17 protein-coding genes are annotated in these 17237 nt (G+C 73.0%); 11 read left to right on the top strand and 6 right to left on the bottom strand.

The annotated features are described in order from the left end of the window. Window positions 1-112: 112 nt before the first annotated feature. Window positions 113-622 (top strand): Uma2 family endonuclease, encoded by a 510-nt coding sequence (locus tag BLU82_RS13015; RefSeq protein WP_157740882.1) that lies wholly within the window; start codon window positions 113-115, stop codon window positions 620-622. Between the two features lie 313 nt (window positions 623-935). Beyond that, a complete protein-coding gene (locus tag BLU82_RS13010) occupies window positions 936-1928 on the top strand; it encodes an rRNA adenine dimethyltransferase family protein (RefSeq protein ID WP_092620699.1) in 993 nt (330 codons plus the stop codon). Here the strand turns inward: BLU82_RS13010 and BLU82_RS13005 are convergent. Both BLU82_RS13005 and BLU82_RS13000 read right to left on the bottom strand, forming a co-directional pair. Beyond that, the gene (locus tag BLU82_RS13005; protein WP_092620696.1) at window positions 1828-3777 is read right to left on the bottom strand and encodes a twin-arginine translocation signal domain-containing protein; all 1950 of its coding nucleotides are present in this window, start codon (window positions 3775-3777) and stop codon (window positions 1828-1830) included. The two genes, BLU82_RS13010 and BLU82_RS13005, sit on opposite strands and share 101 nt — an antisense overlap. Further along, window positions 3774-6053 (bottom strand): PQQ-binding-like beta-propeller repeat protein, encoded by a 2280-nt coding sequence (locus BLU82_RS13000; RefSeq protein ID WP_157740880.1) that lies wholly within the window; start codon window positions 6051-6053, stop codon window positions 3774-3776. Before BLU82_RS13000 ends, BLU82_RS13005 begins: the two co-directional genes overlap by 4 nt. A 195-nt stretch (window positions 6054-6248) precedes the next feature. On the opposite strand from BLU82_RS13000, the gene BLU82_RS12995 reads away from it, so the two are divergent. The 6 genes from BLU82_RS12995 (at window position 6249) to BLU82_RS12970 (ending at window position 12029) form a co-directional block, all read left to right on the top strand. Beyond that, window positions 6249-7508: a sugar ABC transporter substrate-binding protein gene (locus BLU82_RS12995; protein WP_092620690.1), complete on the top strand. Its 1260-nt coding sequence runs from the start codon at window positions 6249-6251 to the stop codon at window positions 7506-7508. Between the two features lie 72 nt (window positions 7509-7580). Continuing rightward, window positions 7581-8486 (top strand): carbohydrate ABC transporter permease, encoded by a 906-nt coding sequence (locus BLU82_RS12990; protein WP_092620687.1) that lies wholly within the window; start codon window positions 7581-7583, stop codon window positions 8484-8486. Further along, entirely contained in the window at window positions 8483-9355 is an 873-nt protein-coding gene (locus BLU82_RS12985; protein ID WP_197682914.1) for a carbohydrate ABC transporter permease, read from the top strand. The genes BLU82_RS12990 and BLU82_RS12985 overlap by 4 nt, the downstream gene beginning before the upstream one ends. After that, the gene (locus BLU82_RS12980; protein ID WP_092620684.1) at window positions 9356-10078 is read left to right on the top strand and encodes a hypothetical protein; all 723 of its coding nucleotides are present in this window, start codon (window positions 9356-9358) and stop codon (window positions 10076-10078) included. Continuing rightward, window positions 10075-10854, top strand: a complete 780-nt coding sequence (locus tag BLU82_RS12975) for an amidohydrolase family protein (RefSeq protein WP_092620681.1) — start codon at window positions 10075-10077, stop codon at window positions 10852-10854. The genes BLU82_RS12980 and BLU82_RS12975 overlap by 4 nt, the downstream gene beginning before the upstream one ends. Beyond that, complete coding sequence (locus tag BLU82_RS12970; protein WP_092620678.1) at window positions 10851-12029, top strand: DegT/DnrJ/EryC1/StrS aminotransferase family protein; 1179 nt, start codon at window positions 10851-10853, stop codon at window positions 12027-12029. The genes BLU82_RS12975 and BLU82_RS12970 overlap by 4 nt, the downstream gene beginning before the upstream one ends. Before the next feature lie 11 nt (window positions 12030-12040). Here the strand turns inward: BLU82_RS12970 and BLU82_RS12965 are convergent, their stop codons facing one another. Genes BLU82_RS12965 through BLU82_RS12955 form a run of 3 tightly spaced genes read right to left on the bottom strand, consistent with a single transcriptional unit; the run spans window position 12041 to window position 13481 of the window. Continuing rightward, window positions 12041-12661, bottom strand: a complete 621-nt coding sequence (locus BLU82_RS12965; RefSeq protein WP_092620676.1) for a dihydrofolate reductase family protein — start codon at window positions 12659-12661, stop codon at window positions 12041-12043. Continuing rightward, window positions 12661-13137 (bottom strand): SRPBCC family protein, encoded by a 477-nt coding sequence (locus BLU82_RS12960; RefSeq protein ID WP_092620673.1) that lies wholly within the window; start codon window positions 13135-13137, stop codon window positions 12661-12663. The genes BLU82_RS12965 and BLU82_RS12960 overlap by 1 nt, the downstream gene beginning before the upstream one ends. After that, window positions 13134-13481: a helix-turn-helix transcriptional regulator gene (locus BLU82_RS12955; protein ID WP_092620670.1), complete on the bottom strand. Its 348-nt coding sequence runs from the start codon at window positions 13479-13481 to the stop codon at window positions 13134-13136. Before BLU82_RS12955 ends, BLU82_RS12960 begins: the two co-directional genes overlap by 4 nt. Before the next feature lie 176 nt (window positions 13482-13657). Here BLU82_RS12955 and BLU82_RS34150 point away from each other — a divergent pair, with 176 nt between their 5' ends. The 3 genes from BLU82_RS34150 to BLU82_RS12945 all read left to right on the top strand — a co-directional run bounded on the left by BLU82_RS34150 (window position 13658) and on the right by BLU82_RS12945 (window position 15941). Further along, window positions 13658-13795 carry a hypothetical protein gene (locus BLU82_RS34150; RefSeq protein ID WP_157740878.1) on the top strand — a complete coding sequence of 46 codons (138 nt, stop codon included), beginning with the start codon at window positions 13658-13660 and terminating at the stop codon, window positions 13793-13795. Between the two features lie 90 nt (window positions 13796-13885). Beyond that, on the top strand, window positions 13886-14902 hold the full coding sequence (locus tag BLU82_RS12950; RefSeq protein ID WP_092625765.1) for an NAD(P)-dependent oxidoreductase: 1017 nt from the start codon (window positions 13886-13888) through the stop codon (window positions 14900-14902). A 1-nt stretch (window position 14903) separates the two neighbouring features. Continuing rightward, window positions 14904-15941 (top strand): dihydrodipicolinate synthase family protein, encoded by a 1038-nt coding sequence (locus tag BLU82_RS12945; protein WP_092620667.1) that lies wholly within the window; start codon window positions 14904-14906, stop codon window positions 15939-15941. Between the two features lie 15 nt (window positions 15942-15956). On the opposite strand, the gene BLU82_RS12940 is transcribed toward BLU82_RS12945, so the two are convergent. Next, the gene (locus tag BLU82_RS12940) at window positions 15957-17183 is read right to left on the bottom strand and encodes a hypothetical protein (RefSeq protein WP_092620664.1); all 1227 of its coding nucleotides are present in this window, start codon (window positions 17181-17183) and stop codon (window positions 15957-15959) included. Between the last annotated feature and the right edge of the window lie 54 nt (window positions 17184-17237).

Genomic DNA, 17237 nt, shown 5'->3' with positions numbered 1-17237 from the left:
ATCGGCGATTGCGGGGCAGGGCTCGGCCGGGAAGGCTCGGTGGCGACAAAGCCCGGAAGGGGGCACCATGACCACCATGATGGAGCGGCCACGTGCGGTTGACGGATGGACCGTGGCGGAGCTCGAGCACTTCCCCGACGACGGCCTGCGCTACGAACTGGTCGACGGGACACTGCTGGTGACGCCCGCACCGCTGGGACCGCACCAGGACGCGGTCCTCGGGCTCGCGCTGCTGCTGCGGCCCGCGACACCCGCTGACCTGAAGCTCTACATCGCGCCTCGCGACTGGCAGCCGGACGGCCGGACGTCGTTCCAGCCCGACGTCTTCGTGATCCGCCGGGAACACGACCGAGAGGGACCCATCACGGCGCCGCCGAGTCTCGCCGTCGAGGTGCTGTCCCGGAGCACGCGGCGCACCGACCAGGCGCTCAAGTACGCGACCTACGCCGAGCACGGGGTGGCGTCCTACTGGATCGTCGACCCGGTCGAGCCGTCGATCGTGGCGTACGACCTGAAGGACGGTGCGTACGTCGAGGTAGGGCGGGCCACCGGCGACGAGAGCGTCACGCTCACGACGCCGTTCGAGATCACCGTCACGCCGAGCTTGCTGGTGTCCGGCTGAGGCCGGGCGGTTTCTCGCGACGCCGTTCGAGATCACCGTCACGCCGAATTCGCTGGTGTCCGGCTGAGGCCGGCCGATACGCTGAGGAGTATGGGGATGACAGACAACCGCGCTGTGGCGTTCTGGCGCATCCGCCGGCACGTCACGGCGTAGCTTCGCGTACCACCGGCTGACCCCGGCTGAAGGGGTCCGGGCCGGCATCACGGGAGCACGCCGCAGCCGCGTCCGTCCCCTCGGTGACCACACCCGAGGCGCACGGCGCGGCTTTTCGACGTCCCCCGACTCCCGTGATCCCGATTGGTCGTGATGACCCATGCCACGGCATTCCCGCACCCACCAGCGCCCGAACCGCCAGAACCGTCCCAGCCGCTCCGGCCGCTCCACCGGCGGCGAGAGGGATGAACGCCGCACCGGCGGCGCACCCAGGGCGCGCAGCGAGCGCCGCAACGGCAACGGCGCCGGCGAGCCGAACCATGCCGGCATCCACCTGCTCCGCGACCCGGCGGTGAGCGCGCGCATGGTGCGCTCGTCCGGCGCGGGACCGGGCGACCTGGTGATGGAGCTGGGCGCCGGGCTCGGCGCGCTGACCGCACCGCTGGCGGCCACCGGCGCCCGCGTCATCGCCGTCGAACGGGACCCGCGGTTCGTGGCGAAGCTGGAGCGGCGCTTCGCCGGCATCGGCGAGGTGCGCGTGGTCGAGGCCGACGCGCGCAGCGTCATGCTGCCGCGGCGCCCGTACGCCGTGGTCGCGAACATCCCGTACGCCATCTCGACGGCGCTGCTGCGCCGCCTGCTGGATCCGGAGGCGACGTCCGTCGAGGCCGCGGACCTGCTGGTCGAGTGGGGGTTCGCCAAGCGCATGACGGACGCCCGCCCGCGCGACCTCGAGGTCGCGTGGTGGCAGGCCCGGTTCGAGCTGAGCATCGCCGCACGGGTCCGGCCGGGCAGCTTCCGGCCGGCGCCGTCGGTCGACTCCGCGCACCTGGTGATCCGCCGCCGCGCGGACGTGTCGCGGCCGCAGGCCCGGCTGGCCCGCAAACTCCTGCAGGACGCCTACCGCGCGCCGCGGCGGCCGGTACGCGAGGTCCTCGGTGCGCATGTGCCGAAGAAGCGCGCCCACCGGCTACTGACGTCGACGGGCATCGACCCGCCGGTCGTCGCCGGGACGATCCCGACGACGACGTGGCTGGCGCTGGCCGGTGAGCTCACCGCCGATGCCGCGGATGCAGGTCGAACCGCGCCAGCTGACGACCGGCGACGCCCCAGGCCTTCCAGCCCCGCTCGAACTCCAGCTGAGGAACGGTGAACCAGCTGGCGACGAGCGGCCCGGCCAGCTGCTCCGCGTCGTGATCGGGGCGCAGCCGGTAGAGGTAGTCGCCGAAGTTGGTGGCCGCGAACACCTGGTCGTTGTGCACGACGATCTCGCCGTAGCCGCTGACCTTGCCCTGACGCACCACGCTGCGGGTGGCGAGGTCCATCGCGAACCACGTGCCGCTCAGCCGCTTGTACACGCCGTACAGGAACCCGTCGTGCACCTCGACGTGCTGGAGGCTGGCGTGACCAGCCAGCGGCGCGGTCCGCCACAGCACCGTCCGGGACTCCAGGTCGAACGCGGCCACTTCAGCGGCCGGCTGCGTCGGTGTGGCGCCACCGCCGCCCCAGGTGTCGCCGGCCAGGTACGCGATGCCGTCGTGCAGGGTGACGGACGTCAGGCCCTGGTCCGGCAGCACGCCGACGTACGCCTCCATCCCGCCGGTCGCGAGGTCCAGCACGGTCAGCGCACCGTTGAGCCGGCCGGTCCCCGGCATCGACGCGACGAGCAGCAGGCCGCGCTCGGCGTCCAGGGCCAGCTCCCACGGACGCTGCTGGTCATGGCCGAGCGCGCCCAGCGACGTGACGGTGTCGGTCGCCGGGTCGATGCTGATCAGCTCGCCGCTCGGATAGATCGCGCCCAGCACCCGGCCCTCGTGCGGCAGCAGCGCCTTGATCTCGCCGTTCACCCGGATCCGGCGCGGCTCGACGCCGGCCCACGGCCGGTGCACGGTGACGTAGAAGTGCCCGCCCACGTACACGGCGTCGCGGTCGTAGCTGAGGTACTGGACGAGGTCCGGCCCGGCCACGTCCGCCTCGTCGGTGAGGTCGAACGTCTCGGTGTCGCCGGTGGCGAGGTCGTGGAACCACAGCACCCCGCTGCCACCGGCGCCCACCAGCACCGACTCCTCGCGCTGCCACAGGCCGCGGGTCTCGTCGCCGGGGTTGACGGTGTCGACCAGCTCCAGCGCGTCGCCCGCCCGCCGGTACAGCGAGCCGGTGCGGCGCGCGACGCCCAGCAGGTCGCCCGACGGCGTCAGCGTCAGCGCGTCGATCATGGTCGACGGCTCGGGCGGGGCGAGCACCGTGTAGTCGGAGCCGTCGGGCGCGAGGTCGAGCACCTGACCACCGGCCGAGACGAGCACGCGGCCGCCGGTCGCGATGATCGGGTCGACCGACCCGGCCCGCTCCAGCTCCGCCGGGTAGATGTCGCGCTTCGCCCCGGTGGCGCGGTCGACGGCGATGACGTGGCGCAGCGGCGTCGTGCCCACATACACCTGCGTGTCGTCGGCGGCGACGACACGGGCGAACTGGGTGTCCGTCGCCACGCGGCCGAGGTTGCGCAGCACCCCGGTGTCGGGCCGGTACTCCCAGAGCTCGCACCGCGGCGACGTGCCCGCGTACACCGTGCCGTCCGGCGCCGTGGTCAGGCACCAGACGAAGCCGCCGGACGGCCCGATGGTGCCGAGGAGCTCGACCTCGCCGGTGGCGGGGTCGTAGCGGTACAGGTCGGGGGTCGGGTAGGTGCCGACGTAGACCTGCCCACCGGACACCGTGCACGCCCAGCCGCCGTCGCCGCGCTGGAGGCGGTCGATCCGGGTGACGGTCCGGCTCGCGAGGTCGACGGTGACCACCTTGGGCGGGGTCTGGCCGCGGGTGACGATGTAGCCGGTGTCACCGTCGACCGCCATGCCCACGATGGCCGCCGTCACGGCGGCGGGCCCGAACAGCTCCGGCTCCGGCGCGCCCGCGGCGGCGGCCGTTCCCACGACGCCCGGCAGAACGGGGAGGGCGCCGGCCGCGGCGGCCGCGGAGAGGAAGGTGCGTCGGCTGAGCTCGGTCATCGGGAGGTCCTCTCCGGAGCGGTGACGGTGGCGGTCTCGGACACCTCGACGGCGCCCTGGGGCAGCGACGCGTGCGCGACGCCGGTGACGTCGACGGTGGCCGCGGCGGCGTCGGCCACCGTGCGGCGCAGGACGCAACCGCCGTCGTCGCCGGTGACACAGCCGGTGGCGCGGCCGCCCCGCCACGTCGCCGACACGAAGGCGCCGGCCAGCGGCGCCCCGGCGGCGTCCGCCACGGTGACGGTGACGAACGCCTGCCACACCGACGACCGGTCCGGATGCCCCACCCACGACGACGACCCGGACACGGCCACCGGCGCGAACAGCTCGCCGGGCACGTCGAGGCGCACGAGGGTCCGGCCCTGCACGGCGAACAGCGCCGTGCCGTCCGGCGTCGCGGTCACCGACGGCGGGCCGTACCACTCGCCGGCAAGGCCGGTGTAGACGGTCGAGACCACCGGGGCACCCGGCTCGGGCCAGGTCAGCCGCAGGATGGACGTCCCGTCGGTCGTGTAGACCCCGGTGGCCGTCGGCGTCAGGATCGACGCCCGGACGCCCAGCGCGTGCTGCCAGCGCAGTGTGCCGGTGGCTGGGTCGAGTCCGAACAGCAGCCCGGCCGACGTGAGGCCGACCAGGTCGTCGCCGAGGAGGCGAAGATCGCCGACGACGGTCGCGCCGCCCGGCGCCGCCGTCGACCACCGCACGGCGCCGGACCGGGCGTCGACGGCGGCCACCTCGGCCCGGGTCGCGATGGGCGTCGTGCCGAGGCCGGTCTTGATGTCGCTGCCGAGGTAGACGGTGTCGCCCTCGGCGGTGACCGCGGAGATCGTCTGGTCCTCGACGATGTCGCGGTAGACGTCCAACTCGCCGCTGCCCGTGTCGTAGACCGCCAGCGCGCCGCCGTAGCGGCCGTAGTCGGGTTCGGTGCCGACGTAGAGCCGGCCGGTGCCGTCGTCGAGGAAGGAGTCGCGCGGCCGGGTCTGCTCGTGGCCGATCTCCGCCAGTGGCCGCACCGGTCCGGCCGCGGAGGGCAGCTCGTAGATCAGCGCCCGGGTGTAGATCGACAGGTAGACCGTGTCGTCCGCCGGCCAGACCGACTTGGCCTCGCCGGGGACGAAGACCCGGCTGCTGGTGCCGCGGGCGATGTCGTGGATCTGGACGCCGCCGGAGCCCGACACGTAGACGTGCTCGTCGTCGGCGGCCAGCGCCATCGGCCCCTCGGGGCTCGGCGTGACGCCGGCGGCGTCCAGTGGCAGGCCGGTGACGGCGCCGCCGGCCGGGTCGTAGCTGTAGGCGAGCCCGTCGACCAGGCCCCAGACCCGGCCGTCGTGGAACGTCAGGCCGCTGGCCGCCTTCTCCGGGGCCGGCACCGCGAGTGCCTGCGCGGCGCCCGACCACAGGTCGTAGCCGTACAGGGTCCCCGACGGCCGGGCCGCGAAGTACGCCCGGCCCGGCTCGCCGCCGCTCACCGCCACGACGAACGTCTCGGCCGGCGCTTGGACCAGCTCGTAGCGGGACGGGTCGGCGGTGTCGACGACGAGCAGCTGGCCGCGCGGCGACACGCCGCCCAGCAGCGCACCGTCGTGCAACGCCAACGACGAGACGAAGGTGGCGCCGGCGAGCTCCGGGGGAGTGAGGTCGGTGACCTCGTGGGTGGCGCGGTCGATGCGCACGAGCGACGCGGCCGAGCCGATGCCGGCGTAGACGTGGGCGTCGTCAACCGCCAGGGCGCGGACGTAGTCCTGCCCGGGCACGGTGACGCCGAGGTCGGTGACGACTCCGCTGGCCGGGTCGTAGGCGAAGATGCGTCCGCCGGAGGACTCGTAGGTCCCGGCGTACACCATGCCGTCCGGCGCCACCGCGAGCGCGTAGACGACCGCGCCGGAGCCGCCGGCCGTGAGGATCTCCTCGGCCTCGCCGCTGACGGTGTCGACGCGGAACAGCTTCGCCGGCGTGTACGTGCCGACGTAGACGTCCGTGCCGGACGGCGCGCTGACCCAGGCGCCCAGGCCGTCCGGCAGCGGGATCTGGCTGACGGCACTGCCGGTGGCGGGGTCGAGCCCGACGAGCGCCGGCGGGTTGGCCTGGCGGGTCGAGAACCACAGGACGCCACCGATGAACCCGCCCGAGCCCGTGGGCGTCGCCACGCTGGCCGGCCCGATCGGCTCGGCGGTCCAGGGTGGGTCGGCGGCCGGGGCCGGTGTGGACGCGGCCGCCGGCAACGGCGCCAGCAGTGAGAGCACGAGCGCGAACAGGACGAGCAGGCGTGGGCGCATGCGGCCTCCTTGGGCGGAAATGGCCGCAGCGTAGCGAGGTGGATATATTCGGTCAAGGCCGTTATTACCGGGCGTTGCATATCGATCGAATCTCGACCTCATGAGTGTCGGCCGAGGTGCCTTGACGGCTGACATCGGCAGCTGTAGTTTCGGCCCAGGCCGGTATTCGCCGGCTCCTGGGCGAGGAGGATTCCGGTGCGAGTTCGAAGTGTGGCAGTCGCGGCGGCAGCCGCGCTGACCGTGGCCGCGTGCGGCGGGTCTGATGACGACACGGCCGGTGGTGGCGGTGGCTCGTCCGAGATCACGGTGTGGATGTACCCGGTGATCCCGGACCAGGACGCCAGCATCGCGTTCTGGGAGCAGGTCGAGGCCGACTTCGAGGCCGAGCACGAGGACATCGACCTGACCATCGAGCAGCAGCCGTGGGAGGGCAGGGACGAGAAGATCGCGACCGCGATCGCGTCCGGCCAGGGTCCGGACCTCGTCCTGCTGACGCCCGACCAGACCCTGCAGTACCAGGTCAGCGGCGGGCTGAAGCCGCTCGACGGCGCCGTCGAGGACGACCGCGACGCCTACCTGCCGAGCGCGCTGGACGTCGTCACGTTCGAGGACGAGCTGTACGGCGTGCCGATCTACCACACCAGCACGACGACGGCGTACAACATGGCCGCCTTCCAGGCGGCCGGCATCACCGAGCCGCCGGCCACGTGGGACGACGTCCTGGCGGCGGCGCCCGCGCTGGCGGCGAACGGGGTCTCCGTGCTCGACTACTCCGGCTCCCCGGAGACGACGCTGAACCTCACCTTCTACCCGCTGCTGTGGCAGGCCGGCGGCACCATCTTCACCGAGGACGGCTCCGACGTCGCCTTCGACGGGCCCGAGGGCCTGGAGGCGCTGCAGTTCCTCCTCGACCTCCAGGAGGCCGGCGGCCTCCCGGCCGACGCGGCCACGAAGACGAACCTCGTCGACGGCGGACCGCTGACCACGGGCACGACGGCCATGACGTACGCCATCACCATGCCCGACATCGAGATCATGCGCACCAGCCTCGGCGCCGAGAACGTGGTGGTCGGCCCGCCGCTGACCGGTGAAGAGCAGGTGAGCTTCGGCATCCCCGGCGTCCTGGCGCTGACCAGCATCAACGACGACGAGGACGCGGCGTACGAAGTGGCCTCGTTCATCGCGAGCCCGGACGTCAACGCGGCGCTGAACGCCGAGGCGGGCACGTTCCCGGCCCGCACCGACGTCGAGGCGCCCACCGGCGACGAGGCGCTGGCGACGCTCAGCGACGCGCTGCAGTACGCTCGCCCGGGCGAGGTGGAGCCGACCTCCCGTCAGGTCATGGCGGTGCTGTCGGCGCAGCTGCAGGCCGCCCTGCAGGGCTCGAAGTCGCCCGAGGACGCACTGGCCGACGCCGCCTCGGAGGCGCGCGACCTGATCGCCCGTGGCGGCTGACGCCCCGGCCGAAACCGCCGTGACCAGGGCGGCCGCCATCCCGGCGGCCGCCCGACGGGCGAGGAGAACCGAATGACGTTGCAACGCACGGCCCCGCCTCGCCCGACGTGGCGGCAGCGCGTCCGCGACCCCGGCTGGGGCGTGATCTTCGTCCTGCCGATGCTCGTGCTGTTCGTGATCTTCCGGTTCGTGCCGAGCCTCGGCGCGGTCGGGATGAGCTTCACCGACTACCGGCTGAGCGGGGACTTCTCGTTCATCGGCGCGGAGAACTACCGCCGGTTGATCGAGGACGATCTGTTCTTCGACAGCCTGCGCGTCACCCTGATGTACGCGCTGATGTACGTGCCGCTGACGCTGGTGGTGTCGCTGGGCACGGCCACGATGCTGCACCACGTGATCCGCGGCCGCGGGCTGTTCCGCGGGCTGCTGTTCCTGCCGTACGTCACCTCGTTCGTCATGGCCGGCATCATCTGGATCTGGATCTACGACTCCGACGGGCTGCTCAACGGCGCGCTGGAGAAGGTCGGCCTCGGGCCGGTGCCGTTCCTCACCGGCAACCAGGCGATGGTGCTGGGGTCGCTGGCCGTGGTGTCGGTGTGGAAGAGCTTCGGCTACTCGATGCTCATCCTGCTGGCCGGGCTGAAGAACATCCCCGAGGACGTCATGGAGGCGGCGACGCTCGACGGTGCCGGCCCGGGCGCGAAGTTCCGGCGCATCACGCTGCCGCTGCTGAAGCCGGTGCTCTTCTTCGTGGTGGTCATCGAGACGATCGTGGCGTTCCAGGTGTTCGACACCATCTACGTCATGACCGGCGGCGGCCCGGCCCGCGCGTCCTACGGCTTGGTGTACATGCTGTACGACCAGGGCTTCAAGTTCTTCGACTTCGGCTACGCCGCCACCATCGGCGTCATGCTGTTCCTCGTGGTCCTCGCGATCTCGCTGGTGCAGCGCTACGTCCTGGACCGGGAGAACACGTGACCACCCTCACCGCACCGCCCGCGACGGCGACGACGCCGCCGCCCACGAGGAAGCGCCGCCGCCGGTCCCCGGCCAACGCCTGGCTGACCGTGCTGCTGATCCTGGCGTCGGTCTTCACGGTGGTGCCGTTCATCGCGGTGTTCGTGCTGGCGATCACGCCCGAGGGCGCGCAGACCATCCCGCAGCGGATGCCGGACGAGGTGACGCTGGACAACCTGTCCGCGGTGCTGTCGGCGTCGTCGTTCCTGCGCTGGACGCTGAACTCGTTCGTCTTCTCGATCGTCTCGGTCATCGTGATCCTGCTGACCGCGGCGATGGCGGGCTACGCGTTCGCCCGCAAGCGGTTCCCGGGCAGCAACGCGCTGATGTGGTCGTTCCTGGCGACGCTGATGGTGCCGGCGCAGGCCACGCTGATCCCGATGTTCGTGCTGGTGTCGAAGCTGGACGGGGTCAACACGTTCTGGGGGCTGATCGTCCCGACGCTGGCGAACTCGCAGGCGGTCTTCCTGATGCGGCAGTTCATCAAGGACCTGCCCGACGACCTGTTCGACGCGGCGAAGATCGACGGCGCGGGGGAGTGGACGGTGTTCTGGCGGCTGGTGCTGCCGCTCACCAAGCCGGTCCTGGCCACCCTGGGGATCTTCGTGTTCCTCTGGCATTGGAACGACTTCCTGTGGCCGCTGGTGATCGCGCAGACCGACGAGATGCGCACCCTGACGGTCGGGCTGTCGACGCTGAACGCCGAGACGGTGACGCGGGCGCGCATCATGGCGTCGGCGGCCATCAGCGTCATCCCGTGCCTGGTCATCTTCGGCGTCCTGCAGCGGTACCTGGTGAACAGCATCGCGACCACGGGATTGAAGGGCTGAGTGCGGATCTTCGACGCCCACCGGGTGCTCGGCCCGATCCCCGGCGACCACGTGCCGTCGGCGGACGTCACGGGGCTGCTCGCGGAGCTGGACCACCTCGGCATCGACGGCGCCGCCGTCACGCCGAGCGGCGGGCTGTACGGCGACCCCGCCGTGGAGCAGCCGGCCGAGGCCCGGCACGAGCGGCTGGTCACCGTCCCGGTGGTCCTGCCCGCGGTGCCCGGCGCCGGCTGGCCGGGCGACCCGGGCGTCGTGGTCGCGTCCGCGCCTGCGATGGTGCGGACGTGCCCGGTGCGGCACCGGTTCGCGCTGACCGGGCCGGTGGCCATGGGCTGGTGGCACGAGCTGGCCGCGGCCGGCATCCCGCTGGCGCTGGACGCCGGCGAGACCGGCCTGGACCGCGTCCGCGCCCTGCTGACGGCGGTGCCGGGGCTGCGGGTGCTGGTGCTCTCGCCCGGCTACCGGTCGCTGCGCGAGCTGGCGGAGCTGCTGGACGCCCACCCGGGCGCCTTCGTCGAGACCGGGACGCTGGTCGCGGCCGGCGCGGTCGAGTGGCTGGCCCGCCGCGCCGGTGCGTACCGGCTGGTGTTCGGCACCGGCGCGCCGGTGTGGGACGACGCCGGCCCGCGGTTCCAGCTGGAGCACCTGCGGCTGCCCGCCGCCGATGTCGAGCTGATCGCCGCCGGTTCGTTCGACGCGCTGGTGGCGGGGGAGCGGCCATGAGCCCCGTCATCGACATGCACGGCCACGTCGGCGCGTGGGCCGACTTCTTCGTGCCCGAGCCGGACCCGGCCTGGCTGCTGGACACCAACGCGGCGATCGGCATCGACGCGGTCGGCGTGTCGCACCTGCTGGCCGTCGGCCGGGACGCCGTCGCCGGCAACGAGCTGGCGCTCGCGGAGGCCGACCGGCACCCGGACAGCCTCGGCGTCTGGCTGGTCGCCGACCCGCACGAGCCGGAGGCGGCCGCGCTGCTGCGCGACCAGCTGGACCGGCCCGGCGTCTGGGGGCTGAAGCTGCACCCGGACACCCACCTGTGCGCCGCGACGGACCCGCGGTACGAGCCGCTGCTCGAGCTGGCCGCCGTGGCCGGCGTCCCGGTGCTGTCGCACGGGCAGACCCGCTCGCCGTACTCCGACCCCGGCGACCTCGCCGAGCTGGCCCGCCGCCACCCGGGCGTCGCGCTGCTCGTCGGGCACGCCGGGCTGTGGCCGGACGGCTACGAGCGCGCCGCCCGGCTGGCCGCCGCCGAGCCGAACCTGTACCTGGAGATCTGCGGCTCCCGGCTCACCACCCGCTGGCTGGAGCGCATGGTCGCGATCGCCGGCGCCGACCGGGTGCTGTTCGGCACCGACGCGTGCTTCCTCGACCCGCGGCCGGGCCTGGGCCGGGTCCGGCACGCCCGGCTCTCCGACGCCGACCGCACGCTGGTCCTGGGCGGCAACGCCGTCCGGCTGCTCGGCCGCCGCCTTCCCACCGCACTGCAGGAGACGCCATGACGACACTCGCGATCGACGGCGGCGCGCCCGTCCGCACCGCACCCTGGCCGGCCTGGCCGCCGCCCGCGTCGGACGAGCAGCGCAAGCTGCTGGCCGAGGTGGTCGACAGCGGTCACTGGGGCGCGACGTCGGGCCCGCTGTGCGAGCTGCTGGCCGCCGAGTTCGCCGGGCGGCACGGCGCGAAGCACGGCATCGTGCTGACGAACGGCACGCTGGCGCTGTTCGTGGCGCTGCGCGCGGCCGGCGTCCGGCCCGGCGACGAGGTGGTCGTGCCGGCGTACACGTTCGTCGCCTGCGCGACGGCGGTGCTGCTGCTCGGCGCGGTGCCGGTGGTCGCCGACGTCGACCCCGGCCACCTGCACCTGACGGCCGCCACCGTCCGGCCCGCGCTGACCGAGCGGACCCGCGCTGTCATGCCCGTCCACCTGGCCGGCAGCCCGGCGCCGCTGGACGAGCTGCTCGCGCTGGCCGCCGAACACGGGCTGGCGGTCGTCGAGGACAGCGCCCAGGCGCACGGCGCGTCCTACCGCGGCCGGCCGGTCGGGTCGCACGGCACGGCGGGCACGTTCAGCTTTCAGTCCAGCAAGGCGATGACGGCCGGCGAGGGCGGGCTGATCGTCACCAACGATGACGACCTCGCCGCGCGCGTGTGGTCGGCGTGCAACGTCGGCCGGGTCCGCGACGGCGCCTGGTACCACCACGCCGACGTCGGCTGGAACCTGCGCATGACGGAGCTGCAGGCGGCGCTGCTGCTGCCGTGGCTGGAGCGCCTGGACGACGAGGTGGCCGCGCGCGACGCGTTCGCCCGGCGGGTCGTCGACGGCCTGGCCGCGGCGGAGCGCCCGGTGGCGGTCGTGCCGCAGCCCGCCGGCACGACGGCCGACTCCCGGCACCTGCTGATGCTGCGGGCGGCGCCGGGCGTGGACCGCGACTGGGTGAGCCGCGCCCTCGAGGCCGAGGGCGTGCCCGTCGACGCCGGTTACCCGCCGCTGGGCGGGCTGGAGCCGCTGCGGGGCCTGGTCCGGGCGCTGCCGGCTCCCGGAGCCGAGGGCGCGGCCGCGACGGTGTTCTGGCTGCGTCAGCCGCAGCTGATGGCCGGCCCGGACGGCGCCGACCACGTCGTCGCCGCGGCGGAGCGGGTGTTCGGCGACGATCGGGCCTTCCCGCGAGGGTGACCGCGGCGGCCCTACCGCTGACGGACGGCGTAGGTCAGGTGGGTCACCCTCGGTGAGGGCTCGGCGCGGATCGGCTCCAGGGCGACGCGGGCGGCGTCGACGCCCTCGAACAGGCGCACCCCGGATCCGAACAGCACGGGTGCGAGCGCGATCGAGAATTCGTCGATCAGGCCGGCGTTCAGGTACTGCAGGATCGTCGCGCCGCCGCCGGCGATGCGGACGTCGCGGTCGCCGGCGGCCTCGCGCGCCTGGTCGAGCGCGGCCTCGATGCCGTCGTTGACGAAGTGGAATGTCGTGCCGCCCGGCCGCTCCCAGGGGCCGCGCTTCTGGTGCGTCACGACGAAGACCGGCGTGTGGAACGGCGCCTCCTCGGGCCACATCCGCTCGCCGGCGTCGAACATGCGCTTGCCCATGACGCTCGCGCCGGTGCGTTCGAAGGTCTCTCGCGCGAGGTCGTTGTCGCGCCCCTCCTCGCCGCCCTCGCCGAGCTTCAGGTTCTCGCGGAAGAACCGCAGCGGGAAGGCCCACCGCTGCAGCTCCACCCACTGCCGCCCCATCAGGTCGTCGAGGCTCTGGGGTGCGATGAACCCGTCCAGCGACATCGAGACGCTGAAGAACACCGTCCCGGCCATCAGTGCTCGGCTCCCGTCCGAAGGTGCTCGGTGACGTAGGCGGCCAGGTTGCTCAGCGTCTGCCGGCCGCCCTCGATCGCGTGGTACTTCTCGACCGCCTCGTCGCGCTGCTCCCGGGTGGGGAACACCGTGTGCATCTCGATGCGGGTGGCCGCGCCGTCGGGCTCGAACGTCAGCACCGACACGAAGGCGTCCGGGTCGTCGCGGGACTCGCCGTGGAGGAACTCGATCCGTTCCGGCGGGGTGATCGCGGTCCAGGAGATCCACTCGGCGTAGTCGGTGCCGTCCGGCCCGTGCATCACGAACCGCCACTCGCCGCCGACGCGGAACTCGAACGCCCGCGTGGTGGTGCTGAAGCCTGCCGGGCCCCACCACCGCGACAGGTGCCGGACCTCGGTGAACGCCTCGAACACCAGCTCGCGTGGGGCGTCGATGACCCGTGAGATGACGATCTCGCGGTCGGCCGTCGCGCTCATCGCTGCTCCTTTTCCTTGGCCTGCTTCAGGTCCTGCACGTAGGCGTCCAGCCGGTCGAAGCTCTCGTTCCAGAACCGCTCGAACCCGCCGGTCCACTCGTGGACCGGCCGGAGCCCGCGGGCGTCGAGCCCGTACAGGCGCTGCTTGCCCGCCCTGCGGTCGCGCACCAGCCCGACCTCGCGGAGCACCCGCAGGTGTTTCGACGCTCCCGGCTGGGTCATGCCCAGCTCCCGGGCCACCTCGGTCACCGGCCGCTCGCCCGCCCGCAGCAGCACCAGGATGTCCCGGCGCCGCGGCTCGGCGATCGCGTTGAAGACGTCGGACGTCGTCGCCGCTCGTGCCATGGCGTCATCATATTCCCATAACGGCATGCGTCAAGCGCCGCAGCGGTGACGTACCGCGACACACCCGGACGAAGTTCCGGGCGCCGTCCCTCAATGTGAGACTTTCGCTTGCGCGTTCCCGGGCGGTCGGGTCGATCATGGAGCCAGCGTTGTCCCCACCACTGCAGGGAGTGGCGATGGGTCAGAAGCTGGCTAAGAGGTTCATGGTCGCGTTCGGATTGGGCCTGTTGTTGGCCCTGATCTTCGACCATTCCGCGGCGGGCTTCGCCGTGGGATTCGCCATCGTCTTCGGGGCCGGTCTGGCCGCCGAATAACCGCCCGTATCCGCACAAGAACCCGCCTTGACATCCTCACGTTCCGACAAATACGGTCTAGACCGTAAGTACGGATGATGGAGGGTGCGGGTGCGGAGCATCGACGAGCTCGATGAGCGACTTTCTCGGCCGCGGCCGGAGCTGGTGGCGGATTTGCGCCGGCTCGACGGTGATGTGGTGGTGCTCGGTGCGAGCGGCAAGCTGGGTGTGAGCCTGGTGCGGTTGGCGGTGCGGGGTATCGAGGCGGCCGGTACCGGGGCGCGGGTGTTCGCGGTGTCGCGGTACGGCGGCGCCGGTGCGCGGGAGGCGATGGAGGCGACCGGCGCGCAGGTCGTGGCGGCGGACATCGCCGATGACGAGGCGCTGGCCGGGCTGCCCGATGCGGCGAACGTGGTGTATCTGGTGGGGGCGAAGTTCGGCACCGAGGGCAACCAGGCCGGCACGTGGGAGACCAACGTGTACCTGCCCGGGCGGGTGGCCCGCCGCTACGCGGGTAGCCGGATCAGCGCGTTGTCGACCGGCAACGTGTACCCGCTGACCGGTGTGGGCAGCGGCGGCGCGACCGAGGACACCGAGCCGGGCCCGGTCGGGGAGTACGCGATGTCGTGCCTGGGCCGTGAGCGGGTCCTGCAGGCCGCGTCGCAGCGCGACGACACCCCGATGGCGATCATCCGGCTCAACTACGCGGTCGAGATGCGCTACGGGGTGCTCATCGACCTGGCCCAGACCATCGACGCGGGCGAGCCGGTGGACGTCACGATGGGCAGCCTGAACCTGGTGTGGCAGGGCTACGCGAACGAGGTGACGTTGCGGGCGCTGCTGCACGCCGCCACCCCGCCGCTGCTGTTGAACCTGACCGGTCCGGAGACGCTGGGGGTGCGCCGGCTGGCCGGCGACCTCGCGGCCGCGTTGGGCAAGCCGGTGGAGTTCACCGGTGAGGAGGCGGCGACGGCGCTGCTGAGCAACGCGCAGCGCTGCCACGCCCTGTTCGGCTACCCGGATGTCACGGTGGCTGAGCTGGTCGAGGCGAGCGCGCACTGGGTGCGTGAGGGTCTGCCGACGCTGGGCAAGCCGACCAAGTTCCAGCGACGCGACGGGAAGTTCTGAGATGGCCACGGCTGTGGACCGGTTCCTGGCCGGCGGGGTGATCCCGGCGCACCCGCTGGCGCTGGACGAGGACCGCAAGCTCGACGAGCGCCGGCAGCGGGCGCTGTCGCGGTACTACGTCGAGGCCGGCGCCACCGGTCTGGCGGTGGCGGTGCACACCACCCAGTTCGCGGTGCACGAGCCGGTCCGCGGGCTGCTCGCGCCGGTGCTGGAGCTGGCCGCCGAGACCGCCGCCGAGTACCCCGAGCAGGCGCCGGTGCTCATCACCGGCATCGTCGGCCCGACGGAGCAGGCGGTCGCCGAGGCCGAGCTCGCGGTCTCGCTGGGCTACGACCTCGCGCTGCTGACCCCGTACGGCACGGGTGCGGCGTCGGAGGACGAGCTGCTCGACCGCGCCCGCGCGGTCGGCGAGGTCATCCCGGTCATCGGTTTCTACCTGCAGCCCGCGGTCGGCGGGCGCCCGCTCGGGCGGGACTTCTGGCGGCGGCTGGCCGAGCAGCCGACGGTGGCGGGGGTGAAGGTGGCGCCGTTCGACCGTTACGCCACGCTGGAGGTGGTGCACGGGCTGGCCGCGTCCGGGCGGGCCGGTGACATCGCCGTCTACACCGGCAACGACGATCACATCGTGATGGACCTGCTCACCGGCTACGACGTCGGCGGGCAGCGCATCGAGGTGGTCGGCGGGCTGCTCGGGCAGTGGGCGGTGTGGGTGCGCGGCGCGGTCGCGACGCTGGCCGCGGCCGGGCGCGCCAAGGCCGGCGACGAGGCCGCGCTGCGCGAGCTGCTCGCGTTGAACCCCGTCCTCACCGACGCCAACGCCGCGATCTTCGACGCCGCGCACGGCTTCCACGGCTGCGTGCCCGGCATCCACGAGGTGCTGCGCCGCCAGGGCCTGCTGACCGGCCTGTGGTGCCTCGACGAGACCGAGGTGCTCTCACCCGGCCAACTCGACGAGATCGACCGCATCTGGGCCGCCTACCCCCACCTGCGCGACGACACCTTCATCACCGAACGTCTGGACCGCTGGCTCGGAGCGTGAGCTGCCCACCAGAGGTCACAGTGTGATGCGGTACAGCGTCAGGGGCCGCCCGATGGTGCCCGACTCGAGGCTGCCCGACCGCTCCGCACACCCCGCGAGCTCCAGCCGCTGCAGGATCCGGCGTGCCGTCCGCAGTTGCACGCCGAGTCCGTCGGCGACGTCGCGCGTGGTGAGCGGGCGGTCGGCGGTGGCCGTGGTGATCTCGCGGAGGCGGTCGAGCGTGCCGACGGACAGCCCGACCCGGCTGGCGACGACCGCCCGGCTCTGGTCGGGCTTCGGCGCCTCGGCCGGCGCGACCGTCTCGAGGAGGATGTCGACGTCGTTGCGCGACGACACGACGGCGGCGACGTCGCCGTGGCTGCGGGCCCGGGCCAGCGCCCGGCGGGCCAGCCGCTCGGCCTCGGCGCCGCTGTGCCCGATGCCGAAGCCGATGCGCACGACGTCGTGCCGCTGGCCGAGGCGGTGCAGCAGCGGCAGCGCGGTGAACCCGCGCGAGGCGTCGTGCAGCGGCCCGCGGGTGGTGACGATCAGCGACAGCGTCTCGGAGTACTGCGACAGCGAGCCGCCCAGCAGCCCCACCTCGCGGGCGAGGTCGTCGAGCTCGGACGCGGGGGAGACCTCGACCAGTCCGAGCGCGACCTGCGCGTCCTCCTGGATCTGGCTGGTCGCCGAGAGCAGCAGCTGGCGCAGCGCGCCGCGGACCGATTGCCGCGACGGCGCCAGCCGGAACACCGGCAGCTCACTGGCGAGCTGGTCGTGCACCGACGCCAGGCACGTGACCGCGACGGCGCCCTGGTGACGGGCGGCGTGACGCCGGTGGAAGGCGGCGAAGTCGGCGGCCGTGGCGCCGGGCCGGTACGGCAGCGTGCGCACCTCGGCCACCGGCACGCCGGCGTCGCGCAGCGTGCCGTGCACCTGCGCGGGGTCGAGGGTGTCGACGGAGAGCCGGGTGACGTCGTGCCCCTCGCGCAGCAGCCGCACCACGGCCTCGAGCAGGGTCGACCCGCTGTAGTCGACGAACGCGGCCGGGCGGGTCAGCGCGTCGTGCGCGAGGGTGTACGGCACGATGCCGGTGAACAGCCAGGCATCGACGCCGGACGCGTGCGTCGTCACCATGGCGGAGGCCTGGGTCTCGTGGTCGTAGTCGAACCGGTGCACCCGCACCCCGGCCTGTTCCTCACAGACCGTCGCGACGCTGTCGACCAGGTCGTGTGGGCCGACCACGCCGATCGAGGTGTCCATGCGACAACTGTAGCCACCTGGTCCAGTTTTCGGGCCAGACCGATACGATGAACG

This window comes from Jiangella sp. DSM 45060 (genome assembly GCF_900105175.1).
Classification (GTDB): Bacteria; Actinomycetota; Actinomycetes; order Jiangellales; family Jiangellaceae; genus Jiangella.
Note: the sequence above shows the minus strand (reverse complement) of the source record. Positions and strands in the feature narration are given on the sequence as shown.